The 14,713-nt window shown below is 51.6% G+C and carries 12 protein-coding genes and 1 tRNA gene; 5 read left to right on the top strand and 8 right to left on the bottom strand.

Going from position 1 to position 14,713, the window contains the following annotated elements; genetic code table 11:
- Positions 1–233: 233 nt before the first annotated feature.
- Positions 234–1,955 (top strand): SulP family inorganic anion transporter, encoded by a 1,722-nt coding sequence (locus OGY68_RS00665; RefSeq protein ID WP_008785980.1) that lies wholly within the window; start codon positions 234–236, stop codon positions 1,953–1,955.
- A gap of 310 nt (positions 1,956–2,265) precedes the next feature.
- On the opposite strand, the gene OGY68_RS00660 is transcribed toward OGY68_RS00665, so the two are convergent.
- The gene (locus tag OGY68_RS00660; RefSeq protein WP_057066616.1) at positions 2,266–3,927 is read right to left on the bottom strand and encodes a fatty acid--CoA ligase; all 1,662 of its coding nucleotides are present in this window, start codon (positions 3,925–3,927) and stop codon (positions 2,266–2,268) included.
- A 49-nt stretch (positions 3,928–3,976) separates the two neighbouring features.
- On the opposite strand from OGY68_RS00660, the gene OGY68_RS00655 reads away from it, so the two are divergent.
- A complete protein-coding gene (locus tag OGY68_RS00655) occupies positions 3,977–4,294 on the top strand; it encodes a helix-turn-helix transcriptional regulator (protein WP_057066614.1) in 318 nt (105 codons plus the stop codon).
- 82 nt (positions 4,295–4,376) lie between these two features.
- Here OGY68_RS00655 and OGY68_RS00650 read toward each other — a convergent pair.
- The 6 genes from OGY68_RS00650 to aspA form a co-directional block, all read right to left on the bottom strand.
- Positions 4,377–4,452 (bottom strand) — tRNA-Phe (locus OGY68_RS00650).
- A 152-nt stretch (positions 4,453–4,604) separates the two neighbouring features.
- Positions 4,605–5,180, bottom strand: coding sequence for a transcriptional regulator (locus OGY68_RS00645; RefSeq protein ID WP_008785982.1), 576 nt, complete (start codon positions 5,178–5,180; stop codon positions 4,605–4,607).
- A 36-nt stretch (positions 5,181–5,216) separates the two neighbouring features.
- On the bottom strand, positions 5,217–6,926 hold the full coding sequence (locus tag OGY68_RS00640; protein ID WP_057066613.1) for a protein-disulfide reductase DsbD: 1,710 nt from the start codon (positions 6,924–6,926) through the stop codon (positions 5,217–5,219).
- Positions 6,902–7,249 carry a divalent cation tolerance protein CutA gene (gene cutA / locus OGY68_RS00635; protein ID WP_003025447.1) on the bottom strand — a complete coding sequence of 116 codons (348 nt, stop codon included), beginning with the start codon at positions 7,247–7,249 and terminating at the stop codon, positions 6,902–6,904. Before cutA ends, OGY68_RS00640 begins: the two co-directional genes overlap by 25 nt.
- Positions 7,250–7,377: 128 nt before the next feature.
- The gene (dcuA, locus tag OGY68_RS00630; protein WP_003830670.1) at positions 7,378–8,679 is read right to left on the bottom strand and encodes an anaerobic C4-dicarboxylate transporter DcuA; all 1,302 of its coding nucleotides are present in this window, start codon (positions 8,677–8,679) and stop codon (positions 7,378–7,380) included.
- A gap of 115 nt (positions 8,680–8,794) precedes the next feature.
- Positions 8,795–10,231 (bottom strand): aspartate ammonia-lyase, encoded by a 1,437-nt coding sequence (aspA, locus tag OGY68_RS00625; RefSeq protein WP_003830668.1) that lies wholly within the window; start codon positions 10,229–10,231, stop codon positions 8,795–8,797.
- Positions 10,232–10,569: 338 nt separating this feature from the next.
- Between aspA and OGY68_RS00620 the strand changes: the two genes are divergently transcribed.
- Positions 10,570–11,046, top strand: a complete 477-nt coding sequence (locus tag OGY68_RS00620; RefSeq protein WP_003025457.1) for an FxsA family protein — start codon at positions 10,570–10,572, stop codon at positions 11,044–11,046.
- A gap of 49 nt (positions 11,047–11,095) precedes the next feature.
- Here the strand turns inward: OGY68_RS00620 and yjeH are convergent, their stop codons facing one another.
- Positions 11,096–12,361 (bottom strand): L-methionine/branched-chain amino acid transporter, encoded by a 1,266-nt coding sequence (yjeH, locus tag OGY68_RS00615; RefSeq protein WP_057066611.1) that lies wholly within the window; start codon positions 12,359–12,361, stop codon positions 11,096–11,098.
- Between the two features lie 275 nt (positions 12,362–12,636).
- On the opposite strand from yjeH, the gene OGY68_RS00610 reads away from it, so the two are divergent.
- Together OGY68_RS00610 and groL are read left to right on the top strand one after the other, a co-directional pair.
- Positions 12,637–12,930: a co-chaperone GroES gene (locus tag OGY68_RS00610; protein ID WP_000027827.1), complete on the top strand. Its 294-nt coding sequence runs from the start codon at positions 12,637–12,639 to the stop codon at positions 12,928–12,930.
- 43 nt (positions 12,931–12,973) lie between these two features.
- The gene (gene groL / locus OGY68_RS00605; protein WP_003830576.1) at positions 12,974–14,617 is read left to right on the top strand and encodes a chaperonin GroEL; all 1,644 of its coding nucleotides are present in this window, start codon (positions 12,974–12,976) and stop codon (positions 14,615–14,617) included.
- Positions 14,618–14,713 lie beyond the last annotated feature (96 nt).

Below are 14,713 nucleotides of genomic sequence, written 5' to 3'. Positions count from 1 at the left end.
CGTCAGTGAATGCGTTTCAGTAGGCCTGATAAGCGCAGCGCATCAGGCACATCACAACACCGCACCATCGGGTGCAAAGCTATATCCTGAGCCTCCATAACACAAGCCATCCTGCGGTATATGCGGTAAACCCCCAATCTGAATTTTCTGTATTACCTCCCGAAAATATCAGGATCGCCTGCGATAGTTACGTGTACCTTTATCTATAAGTAAGGGTCTATCCGGAGAATAAAGTGTTCGGAAAAATGGTATTAAACTACATGCCAGGGCTAAAAAATTTATTAGCGTACGATAAAAGCTGGCTAAAACATGATGTTAAAGCCGGGTTATCCGTTGCTGCCGTAGCACTACCGGTTGCGATTGCTTACGCTGAGTTGGCGGGAGTCGGGGCTATCGTCGGATTATATTCCTGCGTTTTGCCAATGCTAGCTTATGCGCTGTTTGGTTCTTCCCGCCAATTGATTGTTGGTCCTGATGCCACGACCTGCGCGGTGATTGCGGCCGTTGTGGTTCCTCTTTCTGCCGGAAACCCAGAACTTCACTGGCAGTTGACAATTGTCATGACTGTGATGATGGGGGGATGGTGCCTGCTTGCCAGTAAATTTCGCCTGGGTGCGCTTGCTGACTTGCTTTCGCATCCCATTCTAACGGGTCTGCTTAACGGGGTTGCCGTGACGATTATTGTCGGGCAACTCGGTAAGGTGTTGGGGATTACGCTTGATGAAGAGCAAGTGATTGAGAAGATCATTGCCCTGCCTGGCCGACTCTCAGAAATTCATTTATTAACCTTAGGTATCTCCATCCTAACGTTAGCGATTTTAATAGCTATCAAAACGTTTCGTAGCCAATGGCCAGCACCGTTGATTGCTATTGTGATAACAACGGCGCTGGTATGGATTACATCTGCGCAGCAGTATGGGATTGCCACTATTGGGGGATCGGGCTTTCAGTCTGGTTTGCCCGTCGTTCACTGGGGATCGTTTCAGCCTGGTCTGGCGCGTGATTTATTGATCCCTGCGCTGAACCTGGCGTTAGTCAGTTTTGTTAGCCTGATGCTAACCGCTCGCAGTTTTGCCGCAAAAAACGGATACGAAATAAATGCTGATGCTGAGTTCAGGGCTTTGGGTGTCGCGAATCTAATGTCTGGCTTATCTCAGGGGTTTGCGATTAGCGGAGCCGATTCCCGGACTGCGGTAAATGATTCCTCTGGAGGGAAAAGCCAGCTTGTTTCCGTTGTTGCTGCCTTAATCATTGGAATCGTCGTGGTATTTTTCACCCAGCCATTACAATTTATTCCGGTATCTGCATTAGGCATTGTTCTAATTTATGCATCGTGGTCATTAATTGATTTACGCGGACTCTGGAACCTGAGGCGAAGAAATAAACCCGCATTTCGCCTGGCGTTCTTCACCTTTGGCTGTGTTCTGATTATTGGTGTTATTCAGGGGATTGGCCTTGCGGTATTGCTGGGTCTGTTGCAGTTCCTGCGCACAGTTTTTCGTCCTACTGAACACTTATTGGGAATTGACGAACATGGAATGATTCACTCATTAGGTAATTCAACTGATGTGAAAATGATCCCTGGCGTGTTGATGTACAGATTTAACTCACCGCTGACCTATTTTAATGTGGCCTATTTTAAGCGCCGCGTTTTGAATTTAGTCGATGGTGCAGTACTACAACCTAAATGGGTGGTCATTGACGCCGTTTCTTGCTTTACCTATTCAGATATCAGCGTTCTGGCAACCATTAATGAGTTAAAACGGGACCTGAAGGGGCGGCAGATTAAGTTAATTCTTGCGGGCCGAAAAACGGAGTTAACACGCTGGTTTAAGGAGAGTCGACCGACAATGAAAGATGACGACATGATTCTGGCACCAGACCTTTATTTGGCGCTCCGGTTCATTCAAAGCAAAGAAAGCATGAGTGAGGGGGAATCTGGCGTTGTTGAATAATGCAGATTTAGGTAAGTGATCAGGCTGGATGGAAGGTCTGGGGGCGGATTTTTCGTCCAGCAGGACCTGACATTGACCGGAATCCACAAAGCAAGGAAATCAGCCCGTAAACTGATTTTGCCGAATCAACATAACGCCGGGCCCGAGGTGCCTGTGGCGATGAACATGCCCAGGCACCCATTTGCTAAAGGGCGATCAGCATCCGCGCGGGGACGGTGAGATCCCCGGCAGAGCATTGATACCGACATGCTACCTGAAATATAAGCAGTGTGACTGTTGTTAACCTTACGCTATGAATGCGACAGATCGCTTAAATGCTTTCCTTCCCATTGCTGGCTTCGAGCTCGCGGATCAAGCGCTTGTTGATCTTGCCGACGCTGGTTTTGGGAATTTCCGGGACTATCCTTATCTGCCGTGGGATCGCCCATTTAGTGATGTGGCCGCGGTCGACGAATCCTTGCAGATGTGCCGCTATGGCCTGCGGCTCCAGGTCTTCTCCTTCCTTGCAAACCACCAGAGCCAGGGGGCGTTCGCCCCACTGTTCATCAGGTATCCCGACGACGGCTACCGACCTGACCGCCGCGTGTGAGCTGATGAGGCTCTCCAGCTCCAGCGTGCTTATCCACTCACCGCCCGTCTTGATTACGTCTTTGATGCGATCCTTTATTTCCACTATCCCATGGGGATCGATAGAGGCAATGTCGCCGGTATGCAGCCAACTGCCATTCCATAGCTCAGCTCCTTTCTCGGGTTCCTTCAGGTAGCCCTGAGTCAGCCAAGGGGCTCGCACCACTATTTCACCCAGGGCTTCGCCGTCGTGCACTACCTCCCGACCTTCGCCATCAACGATACGCAGATCCACCAACGGAACAGACAGGCCGGTTCGAATCCGCAAGGGTAACTGCTCATCCATGGGAAGGGCCAGCTCGGCATCGCTTAAGTGGGTCATACAGAGCAGGGGACAGGTTTCAGACATACCATAGCCAGCGTGAATGCGTATGCCCTTATGGTGGGCCTGTGTCGCCAGTCCAAGGGACAGTGAACTGCCACCCAGCAACATCTTCCATCCCGACAGATCGGTCCGTGTGGCTTCGTCGCACTCGAGGATCATTTGCAAGATGGTTGGCACACAGTGCGAGAAGGTTACACCCTCATCGTGATAGAACCGCACCAGCTTGTTGGGTTCGTAACGACCGGGGTAGACCTGCTTCACACCAAGCATTGTTGCGACATAGGGAGCGCCCCAGGCGTGCACGTGAAACATAGGAGTGATCGGCATGTAGACATCGTTCGATCGTAGCAGCGACTGTCCCTCGTGGGCTGCCAGGAGGCCCAGCTCATTGAGCGTGTGCAGGACCAGCTGACGATGGCTGAAGTAGACCCCCTTGGGATTGCCCGTGGTTCCAGTGGTGTAGAACAAGGTCGCTACCGAGTTTTCATCGAAGTCGGGGAAGTCAAAGCGATCTCCCGCTGCGGCCAGAAGGGGCTCATATTCCCCCAGCACCGGCAGGCTGGTTGCCTTCGATTCTTCGTCGCTAAGCTGGATGTATCCCCGGACAGTGGTCAGTGTCTCTGCCAGTGACTCGACAACCGGCAAGAAGTCGTCGTGCACCAGTACCAGGTTGTCCTCGGCATGATTCATGGTGTAAGCGATTTGGTCCGCCGAGAAGCGGACGTTCACCGTGTGTAGCACGGCACCAATCATAGGCACCGCGAAGAAGCACTCGAGGGCGCGATGGCTGTCCCAATCTAAGAGGGCGACGGTGTCTCCAGGCATGACACCGGCCGCTGTCAGCATGTTTGCCAGGCGATGGATGCGCTGTTTGAGGGTGCGATAGTCGTAACGCAGCTTGTCGGCGTAGACGATTTCTCGCTCGGGATGAGAACGCCCACCCGACAGCAGCAAGCTCTTGATCAGCAACGGATAGGCATGGGCTCCCTGCGCTGACTGTATGACTCTTGTTTTCACCATCCAGGTTCCTCGTTGACTCATTATTTGCTCGGTATGATGGCAATTGTAGATGAAGGTTGGTATTTACTCCCTGGCGTTTGCTTCAGATGTCGAGGCGGCGCACCAACTCCAGCCCGTGGGGATGAATGTGCGTACCCTACAACGCCATCTGGAAGAGGGGGGGACCTTCAGCGAGCTTATCAATGAAGTGCGGCGCGACCTGGCGCTCCCGCAACAGTATTGTGCCCAAGGTTGTTCAGATAAATTACTCAAATCTGGCCTATGGATAAGCACGCCAGACAAAGAGGTGTGCCTGATACCGCTATATTTTTTGCAGTACCATCGTGGTTCCAGTGAAAGGTTTAAGTGTCGTGATGAGGTGGGGTAGGGGTTGCTGTGGTCAGAACGATAAGAAATCTCGCGGAGCCCAGAAAGCAAAAAACCCGCCATAGGCGGGTTCTTCTAAATAGTGGTGCCCGGACTCGGAATCGAACCAAGGACACGGGGATTTTCAATCCCCTGCTCTACCGACTGAGCTATCCGGGCAACGGGGCGCATTAAACCGTATTCACGTCTGTCAGTCAATCAAATTTCTGGAAACATTGTTCAACCGCTTAATATTGCGGCAATCTGCATGGTTATGCCTGAAGTTTGCACAAATCTATCCGGCAGAGGCGACGAAAACAGATAATGCTCGCTTAGGTCAGCGCACCGCCCATTCGGCACTGGGCAAAGCGCAGGATATCTTCAGCCAGGCGGTGTGCCGTTTCGACATCTGCATGGCTACGATTAACCAGCATGCGGCTCAGGCAGCCTTCCAGCACCAGTTCCATCTGTTTGGCGACCATTGCCGGGTCGTCAACTTCCAGCGTCGTCAGCAGCTCATGGGTGAAGTCATGTGCCGCCTTTTTTTGCTGATCGGCTAACTGATGGATCGGATGCCCGGGATCGGGGTAAAACGTACAAGCGGCGATGAACAGACAGCCGGGATAGCGATTATTGCTCACGCATTCGGAGAGCGCGGTGTAGCGCGCCAGTAATTTCTGCTCAGCGCTCAGTGTGTCATCCAGCAAAAGCTGACGCCGCCAGATATCCACCCGCTGGCTGAGGTAGCGTAGCGCATCGTACAGAATGGCCTCTTTATCGGGCCAAAAGCGCTGCAGTTCATCCAGAGGATAATCGATGCGTTCGGCCACCATTTCCAGCGTGGTATTGGCTATCCCTTGCACCTCAAGTAATTTCAGGGCTTCTCCCAGGACATCTTCACGTTGCACGGTATTCTCCTCCGTATTTCCTGTTGCAAGTGTCGCTCACGGTTGGCGATCGCGCAAATGTGCGCTGAAGGTCGCGGCATCCATAAAGCCCGTAACCCGAGCTTCCGGGTGCTCTTTCCCCTCGGCATCAAAGAACAAGATAGTCGGCAAACCTAAAACCTGTAGATGTTTCAGGAGAGCGACATCCTGGGCATTGTTTGCTGTCACATCCGCCTGCAATAGCACTGTGTTGCCTAGCGCTTGCTGAACCTGCGGATTACTGAACGTGTACTTTTCAAATTCCTTACAGGCTACACACCAGTCGGCATACAGATCCAGCATGACTGGCCTGCCTTTAGCTTGCGCCAGTGCTTGATTTAACGCATCTATCGATGCCACCGGCGTGAAGTTAAGATGTGCCTGGGTTTGAGCATATGGCGCGCCGAACGCCCAGTCTTGCAATGGACGCACGCTTACCAGTGCTGCGGCTAACAGGACAATCTGCACGATACGCATCCAGGCGTGCTTTGCCTGTAGGCTGGTGATGAACGCCCAGCCAAAGAACGCGACGCCTAGCAGTGACCATAAGCGAACGCTCCACTCGTCGCCAACGATACGTTCGAGCAAGAAGACGGGAAGCGCCAGAATGACAAAGCCAAAAGCGGTTTTGACATGTTCCATCCATGGGCCACTTTTAGGCAGCAAGCGGTTGCCAAATACGGTAATCAGCATCAGGGGTAATCCCATCCCCAACGCATACAGATACAGTGTGCCACCTCCCAGCCACATGTTCCCGCTCTGAGCGATATACAGCAAAATCGCGCTTAGCGGGGCCGTTGTGCAAGGAGAACAGATGAGGCCAGCAATCGCCCCCATCGCAAAGACGCTGCCGGGAGATCCGCCTTGCTGGCGGTTACTCATTAGCGTGAGGCGCGTTTGCAGCGATGAGGGCAGTTGCAGCGTGAACAGGCCAAACATCGACAGAGCCAGCAGCGTAAAGATGACGGCAAGGCCAATCAGGACGTAGGGATGCTGAAGCGCAGCCTGGAACTGCAAACCGGCGGCTGCAACAACCAAACCCAGCGCGGTATAGGTGAGCGCCATCCCTTGAACGTAGATAAACGTCAGCAGCAGTGCCCGTCCGGTTGATAAGCGTTGCTTGCCACCCAGTACGATACCGGAAATCAACGGATACATCGGCAGTACGCAAGGCGTAAACGCGATACCAATTCCGATCAGCAATGCCCACAGTGCGGAGAAGGGGAGTTGGGCCGTGGGCTGCGGTTTCTCTTGCGGATCTGCAGTGGCTGGGGCTGGCGCAGAGGCGGCCGCGGAACCAGCAGACACTTCACTTAATGGCACCGTTTTTGTTTCTGGCGGATAGCAAAATCCAGCGTCGGCGCAGCCCTGATATGTGACCGTTAATGTTGCGCCAGACTTAGCCTGATTGACCGTGATCGGGACAGTCAGCTGTTTACGGTAAATCTCACTTTTGCCGTAAAACTCATCTTCATGCCAGACGCCTGGCGGCAATTTTACCTCAGCAATATCGGCCTGAGATGGCGTAATGCTTATCTGTTTGCGATACAGATAGTAGCCATCTTTAACCTGCCATGTGAGGTTCAGATCGTGTTGGTTTTGCTGAAAATCAAAAACAAACGCCCGATCGGCAGGAACAAACTGCGAGCGGCCAGGCGCGTCAAATAATCCGGCAAAGGTAGATGTGCTGCACAGCAGCAGGATCAGCGTAAGGATGCGTTGAGCCATGAGCGGTAATCAAAGTCTCCGTGAGTGACGGGTAAAACCAGAAGTTCAGGTGTTTGATATGGATGATGTGACTTCAGGCAATCGAGAAGGGCTTGCTGGTGTGTGACGGTGGTTTTTAAAATCATCTGGACTTCATATTCCTGTTCCAGTTTGCCTTCCCAATAGTAGAGGGAGGTCGCACCGGGTAGCAGGGTCACGCAAGCAGCCAGCTTTTCCGCCAGCACTTTGGCGGCGAGATCCTGGGCGGTTGCTTCATCCGGGGCGGTACAGAGCACCACAACGGTATCGGGGATGGAAATATCCTGACTCTTTACATCAAGCATAAACACCTCGAAAGAACAGAGTAACCAGCAAAAGAGTGGTCACTATACAACGGACGAGGGAAGGATGTTAGTTAAAGCGGGGTGGGGAGGAGGAACTGCAGGGCGCCCAGGCACCCTGCAGGAAAAACTTACAGCATGAAGCTGCCCAGCAAGAAGCCGAAGCAGACAGCCAGAACCACACCCAGAGTACCCGGGATGAAGAACGGATGGTTAAAGACGAATTTACCGATGCGAGTTGTACCGGTGTCATCCATCTGAACTGCCGCAACCAGAGTTGGGTAGGTTGGCAGAATGAACAGGCCAGAAACCGCGGCGAAAGACGCAACAGCAGTCAGTGGGGAAACGTTCAGAGCCAGAGCCATCGGCATCAGTGCTTTAGCGGTTGCAGCCTGAGAGTACAGCAGTGCAGAAGCAAAGAAGAAGATGACAGCCAGCAGCCACGGATGACCCTGAATTACGCTACCTGCAGTATCTTTGATCCAGTCAATGTTGTGAGATACGAAGGTATCACCCAGCCATGCAACACCCAGGATACAAATACAGGCGCTCATACCGGCTTTGAAAGTGCTGGAGTTCAGGATGGAGTCAGTTTCAACGCGGCAGATGATCGTGGTCAGCGTCGCGATGCTCAGCATGATGATCAGGATTGCGTTGGTGGTGTTCATCAGCGGCTTAGCGACCAGACCGAGGCTTGGGCTGTTGACGATCGCATATACGACGACACAAACCACGCCCAGCAGGAACAACCAAACAGAAGTTTTTGCGCCCGCTTTGATTTCAACTTGTCTTTCACCACGCAGTTCAACCAGGCCTTCTTCCAGACGCTTACGATAAATCGGATCGTCAGACAGTTTGGAGTTGAACAGCGCAGTTACCAGGAAGGACATGACCAGAACAGCCAGCAGGGTGGATGGAATGACCACGGACAGCAGGTGAATGTAGCTGATGCCATGACCTTCCATTACGGAAGACATGTAAACCACGGCTGCGGAGATTGGAGAAGCCGTAATCGCAATCTGTGCAGAAACCACTGCAGTAGAGAGCGGGCGGCAAGGTTTGATCCCTTGTTCTTTCGCAACTTCAGCGATAACTGGCAGCGTTGCCAGAGAGATGTTGCCGGTACCTGCGAAGATAGTCAGGAAATAGGTCACGATAGGTGCAAGGATCGTGATGTATTTCGGGTTTTTACGCAGCAGTTTTTCAGTTTGATGAACCAGATAGTCCAGACCACCTGCAATCTGCATAGCTGAAATGGCAGCGATAACCGCCATGATGATGGAAATAACATCGAACGGGATATTACCGGGTTTTACGCCGATAGCGGCGAGAACCAGAACACCCAGCCCACCTGCAAATCCAATACCGATACCCCCAAGTCTGGCACCTAAAAAGATTGCCAGCAAAACGATGATAAGTTCTAAAACTATCATATTAGCCTTCCTTGTTGTTTAACAAGTTGATATTAAATTGTTGTTTTTAAGTAACTTCGAGTAAGAAAAAAGGCACGTCATCATGACGTGCCTTCTCCGGTACTACCCTACACGATTACTGTTCGCTTTCATCAGTATAACGTTTTGCTTTATAAGCAGGGTGCATCAGGTTCTGTGCAGAGAAGATATCGTCCAGTTCAGACTCGGTCAACAGACCGCGCTCCAGGACAACTTCACGTACGCTCTTACCAGTTTCGGCACAAATTTTACCGACGATGTCGCCGTTGTGGTGACCAATGAACGGGTTGAGGTAAGTAACGATGCCGATGGAGTTGAATACAAACGCTTCACAGACTTCTTTGTTAGCAGTGATACCACTAACGCATTTTTCCAGCAGGTTGTAGCAAGCATTGCTCAGAATGTGAATGGATTCAAACATTGCCTGACCAATGACCGGCTCCATTACGTTCAGCTGCAGCTGACCAGCTTCAGATGCCATGGTTACAGTGATGTCGTTACCGATGACTTTGAAGCACACCTGGTTTACGACTTCCGGAACAACCGGGTTCACTTTAGCTGGCATGATAGAAGAACCAGCCTGCAGTTCCGGCAGGTTGATCTCGTTCAGACCCGCACGCGGACCAGAGGAGAGCAAACGCAGGTCGTTACAGATTTTGGACATCTTCACAGCCAGACGTTTCAGTGCGCCGTGCACCATAACGTATGCGCCACAGTCAGAAGTTGCTTCAATCAGGTCTTCTGCCGGAACACAGGCGAAGCCGGTGACTTCAGCCAGTTTCTGTACTGCCAGCGGAGAGTACTCTTTCGGCGTGTTCAGACCAGTACCGATTGCTGTCGCGCCGAGGTTAACTTCCAGCAGCAGCTCAGCGGTACGGCTAATGTTTTTCACTTCTTCTTTCAACAGTACGCTAAAAGCATGGAATTCCTGACCGAGGGTCATCGGTACAGCATCCTGCAGCTGGGTACGACCCATTTTCAGGATGTCCTGGAATTCAACAGCTTTTTTCTCGAAGCCTTCGCGCAGCTGGTTCAGTGCATCAACCAGTTTGATGATGGATGCGTATACAGCGATACGGAAGCCAGTTGGGTATGCGTCGTTGGTAGACTGACATTTGTTAACGTGGTCGTTCGGGTTCAGGTACTGATATTCACCTTTCTGGTGACCCATCAGTTCCAGACCGATATTGGCCAGAACTTCGTTGGTGTTCATGTTGACGGAGGTACCCGCACCACCCTGGTAAACGTCTACCGGGAACTGATCCATGCATTTTCCGTTATTCAGGACTTCATCACACGCCGCGATGATGGCATTTGCCACACTCTTAGGAATGGTTTGCAGCTCTTTGTTGGCCATAGCCGCTGCCTTTTTAACCATTACCATACCGCGAACAAATTCAGGAATATCGCTGATTTTGTTGTTGCTAATGTAGAAGTTTTCAATCGCTCTCAGAGTATGGACACCGTAGTAGGCGTCCGCTGGAACTTCCCTGGTACCCAACAAGTCTTCTTCGATACGAATGTTGTTTAACATGTGAACCTTCTTTTTCAAGCTGCCAATGATTTGACTAAACACACAGGATATATGTGATTTCGATTGTTTCTCGACCGACGATTATCCCCTGCATCGGTCTGATACCCGAGATCATATGCTGGTTCAGGATTTCTACCGTAATCTGGATCACTTAAAGCGTGGAATTTACCCCTTATTTATTATTCTGTGAAATGGATCACCCCTTTGTGATTAACCCCAAATATTAGTGTACAAGCCACTTGAAATTTTGCTAACCACCACAATATCAAATCGATGCGATTAACATAATTTTTCGAACAGAAGTTGAACAAAACGGCTGTTATTAACAGGAGATCCCTTTGCGCTGGATACCATTACTTGCCATTTTTCTCTATGTTTACATAGAGATATCTATTTTTATTCAGGTTGCCCATGTGATGGGCGTCCTGATGACGCTGATTTTGGTTATTTTTACATCGGTTATCGGTATGTCTCTGGTTCGTAATCAGGGATTTAAGAACTTTTTACTGATGCAACAGAAAATGGCGGCAGGTGAAAGTCCGGCTGCGGAAATGATCAAAAGCGTATCGCTGATTATTGCCGGTCTGCTGTTGGTGCTGCCCGGATTTTTCACCGATTTCCTCGGTCTTCTTCTTTTATTACCCCCGGTGCAAAAACATCTGACGATGAAACTGCTGCCACATTTGCGTTTTTCGCGTATGCCTGGCGGTGGTTTTAGCGCCGGAACGGGTGGCGGTGAGACTTTTGATGGTGAATTTCAGCGCAAGGATGACAAGCGCGACAGCATCGAACATAAAGACGATCGTCGGGATTAAGCATCAGTATGTAGGCCGGATAAGCGTTAGCGCCATCCGGCAAAAGTGTTTATAGGCCGGATGACGGCGTCAACGTTGCCTTATCCGGCCTGCGGGGTAAAAACAGCCACAGTCCTGCCAGCATAATCAACGCGTACAGACTCTTCCAGCCGACCATCGCCAGTAGCAGTAGGCACAGCAGACCGCCAATGATCGCCAGTGCGCGATAATGCCCTTTCAGTAATCGACACCCCGCCAACATGCACAGCAAATAAATCATAATAAAGATGCCGTTGGCGTAGACGATTAACGCATCGAGATTGATTTGCAGCATATAGATGCACAGAGTACTGATTACGCAGCAGCCCAATACGGCGTTTAGCGCATTGCGCGGAAGGTGTCGGGGGGACAGACGAGCCAGATAACTCTCCGGCTTATACTGCGCTTGCGACCAGACCAGCCGGGCGAAGCTTTGTATATAAATGTTGAGGCTGGCAAAACAGGCCAGATAACCAATGATGCAGGCGACCCACAGAGCTTGTACGCCAAACAGTTGCACGACGATCTCCGGCAGCGACGCTGCGGCCGCCATTTGCTCGCCGTAGGCACCAAAATGGAGAACGACAACGGTGCATGCCCAATAAACAGACCCTGCCAGCAGCAGGCCGATCATCAGTGCGCGTGGGAAGTCTCGCTCCGGATTTTTGAATTCAGACGCCAGGTGAGCAAACGCTTCAAGGCCGACAAAGCACCAGAACATGACCGACAACGCGGCGAACAGGCCGGGAAGCTCAATATCGGTAATCGCAGGGAAGGGGATTTCGCCAGGTGTCAGATCGCCCGCCCACCAGATAGCAACAATCAGGGCAACAATCAGTCCTGCAATGACCGTTTGTAGATTCGCGCTGGAGCTTGCGCCGCGAGAGCCGATGTACCAAACCAATGCCAGCGTACCGAGCTCAGCCAGCAAAAGCTGCTCGTCATGCCAGCCAAACATCGCCTGACCGAATCCGGCGGCGATATGCAATGCCGCAGGCAAACCGACAGGAATGACCGACAAAAATAGCCATCCGGTGACGCGCTCCAGGCGTGAACCAAAGGCCATGCCGACAAAATGCGCCACACCGCCTGCGCTGGGAAAATGACGACCCAGTACGGCGAAGACAATCGCCACAGGAAAGACCAAAACAATCAGCACCGGCCATGCCCACAGGCTGTTGTTGCCCGCAACCAGTGCGGCCAGCGCGGGGACGGCAAAAACGCCTGTACCTAACAATGATGTCGACAACAGGCCAACGCCCTGAGCCAGTCCCAGCTCTTGTTTCAGTCCGCTCATAAGTTGTTATCCGGTTATGCCCATTGACCGGGCTACAGCGCAGATTTTTGATGGTATCACAATCAGATTTGCTTATGACGACGTGACTGAAATCGTTATGAAATGTGAGGTGCGTCGGCGTTTTGACGGGATTTTCTGCTGATAAAAAATTTTTTTCGCTTGCCCCCTTGAAGGCACAAAACCCCATCCCCATCTCTCTGGTCACTAGCCGGGAAACCGTTTACGGGCCGGCGTCACCCATAACTGATAAAGACTTTCTCAAAGGAGAGCTATCAATGAGTATTCGTCCGTTACATGATCGTGTGATCGTCAAACGTAAAGAAGTTGAATCCAAATCTGCTGGCGGCATCGTACTGACCGGTTCTGCAGCAGGTAAATCAACTCGTGGCGAAATCATCGCTGTCGGTAAGGGTCGCATCCTGGACAACGGTACCGTACAGCCGCTGGACGTGAAAGTCGGCGATATCGTTATTTTCAACGATGGCTACGGTGTTAAATCTGAGAAGATCGACAATGAAGAAGTGTTGATCATGTCTGAAAGCGACATCCTGGCGATTGTTGAAGCCTAATCCGCGAACGACACTGAACATACGAATTTAAGGGAAAGAGAAAATGGCAGCTAAAGACGTAAAATTCGGTAACGACGCTCGTGTGAAAATGCTGCGCGGCGTAAACGTACTGGCAGATGCAGTGAAAGTTACCCTCGGTCCAAAAGGCCGTAACGTAGTTCTGGATAAATCTTTCGGTGCACCGACCATCACTAAAGATGGTGTTTCCGTAGCACGTGAAATCGAACTGGAAGACAAGTTCGAAAACATGGGTGCGCAGATGGTGAAAGAAGTTGCCTCTAAAGCGAACGACGCTGCAGGTGACGGTACCACCACCGCAACCGTACTGGCTCAGTCCATCATCACTGAAGGTCTGAAAGCCGTTGCTGCGGGCATGAACCCGATGGATCTGAAACGTGGTATCGACAAAGCTGTCGCTGCTGCTGTTGAAGAACTGAAAGCACTGTCCGTACCGTGCTCCGACTCTAAAGCTATTGCTCAGGTTGGTACCATCTCCGCTAACTCCGACGAAACCGTAGGTAAACTGATCGCTGAAGCGATGGACAAAGTCGGTAAAGAAGGCGTGATCACCGTTGAAGACGGTACCGGTCTGCAGGACGAACTGGACGTGGTTGAAGGTATGCAGTTCGACCGTGGCTACCTGTCTCCTTACTTCATCAACAAGCCGGAAACTGGCGCAGTAGAACTGGAAAGCCCGTTCATCCTGCTGGCTGACAAGAAAATCTCCAACATCCGCGAAATGCTGCCGGTTCTGGAAGCTGTAGCGAAAGCAGGCAAACCGCTGCTGATCATCGCTGAAGATGTTGAAGGCGAAGCGCTGGCAACTCTGGTTGTTAACACCATGCGCGGTATCGTGAAAGTCGCTGCGGTTAAAGCACCTGGCTTCGGCGATCGTCGTAAAGCAATGCTGCAGGATATCGCTACCCTGACCGGTGGTACCGTTATCTCTGAAGAGATCGGTATGGAGCTGGAAAAAGCAACTCTGGAAGATCTGGGTCAGGCGAAACGCGTTGTTATCAACAAAGACACCACCACCATCATCGATGGCGTGGGCGACGAAGCTGCAATTCAGGGTCGCGTGACTCAGATTCGTCAGCAGATCGAAGAAGCAACTTCCGACTATGACCGTGAAAAACTGCAGGAGCGCGTAGCGAAACTGGCAGGCGGCGTTGCGGTTATCAAAGTTGGTGCTGCGACTGAAGTTGAAATGAAAGAGAAGAAAGCCCGCGTTGAAGATGCCCTGCACGCTACCCGTGCTGCTGTAGAAGAAGGTGTGGTTGCTGGTGGTGGTGTTGCGCTGATTCGCGTAGCGTCTAAAATTGCCGGCCTGAAAGGTCAGAACGAAGACCAGAACGTAGGTATCAAAGTTGCGCTGCGCGCAATGGAATCCCCACTGCGTCAAATCGTACTGAACTGCGGCGAAGAGCCGTCTGTAGTGGCTAACACCGTGAAAGCTGGTGACGGTAACTACGGTTACAACGCTGCAACTGAAGAATACGGCAACATGATCGACATGGGTATCCTGGATCCAACCAAAGTAACTCGTTCTGCTCTGCAGTACGCGGCTTCTGTTGCGGGTCTGATGATCACCACCGAGTGCATGGTTACCGACCTGCCGAAAGGCGATGCGCCTGACTTAGGTGCTGCCGGTATGGGTGGCATGGGTGGAATGGGCGGCATGATGTAATTTAATCTTCATACTTCAAGCCGCAGGTTCGTTGGCCGCGTTCGTTCACCCCAGTCACTTACTCATGTAAGCTCCGGGGGATTCATGAACTTGCCG

This window comes from Citrobacter sp. Cpo065, assembly GCF_030332805.1.
Lineage (GTDB): Bacteria > Pseudomonadota > Gammaproteobacteria > Enterobacterales > Enterobacteriaceae > Citrobacter > Citrobacter portucalensis.
Note: the sequence above shows the minus strand (reverse complement) of the source record. Positions and strands in the feature narration are given on the sequence as shown.

Bases quoted from the DNA above. Each gene is read 5' to 3' on its own strand.
- OGY68_RS00640 (WP_057066613.1), bottom strand. From the start codon at position 6,926: ATGGCTCAACGCATCCTTACGCTGATCCTGCTGCTGTGCAGCACATCT.
- OGY68_RS00660 (WP_057066616.1), bottom strand. From the start codon at position 3,927: ATGGTGAAAACAAGAGTCATACAGTCAGCGCAGGGAGCCCATGCCTAT.
- OGY68_RS00655 (WP_057066614.1), top strand. From the start codon at position 3,977: ATGAAGGTTGGTATTTACTCCCTGGCGTTTGCTTCAGATGTCGAGGCG.
- yjeH (WP_057066611.1), bottom strand. From the start codon at position 12,361: ATGAGCGGACTGAAACAAGAGCTGGGACTGGCTCAGGGCGTTGGCCTG.
- OGY68_RS00610 (WP_000027827.1), top strand. From the start codon at position 12,637: ATGAGTATTCGTCCGTTACATGATCGTGTGATCGTCAAACGTAAAGAA.
- aspA (WP_003830668.1), bottom strand. From the start codon at position 10,231: ATGTTAAACAACATTCGTATCGAAGAAGACTTGTTGGGTACCAGGGAA.
- dcuA (WP_003830670.1), bottom strand. From the start codon at position 8,679: ATGATAGTTTTAGAACTTATCATCGTTTTGCTGGCAATCTTTTTAGGT.
- cutA (WP_003025447.1), bottom strand. From the start codon at position 7,249: ATGCTTGATGTAAAGAGTCAGGATATTTCCATCCCCGATACCGTTGTG.
- groL (WP_003830576.1), top strand. From the start codon at position 12,974: ATGGCAGCTAAAGACGTAAAATTCGGTAACGACGCTCGTGTGAAAATG.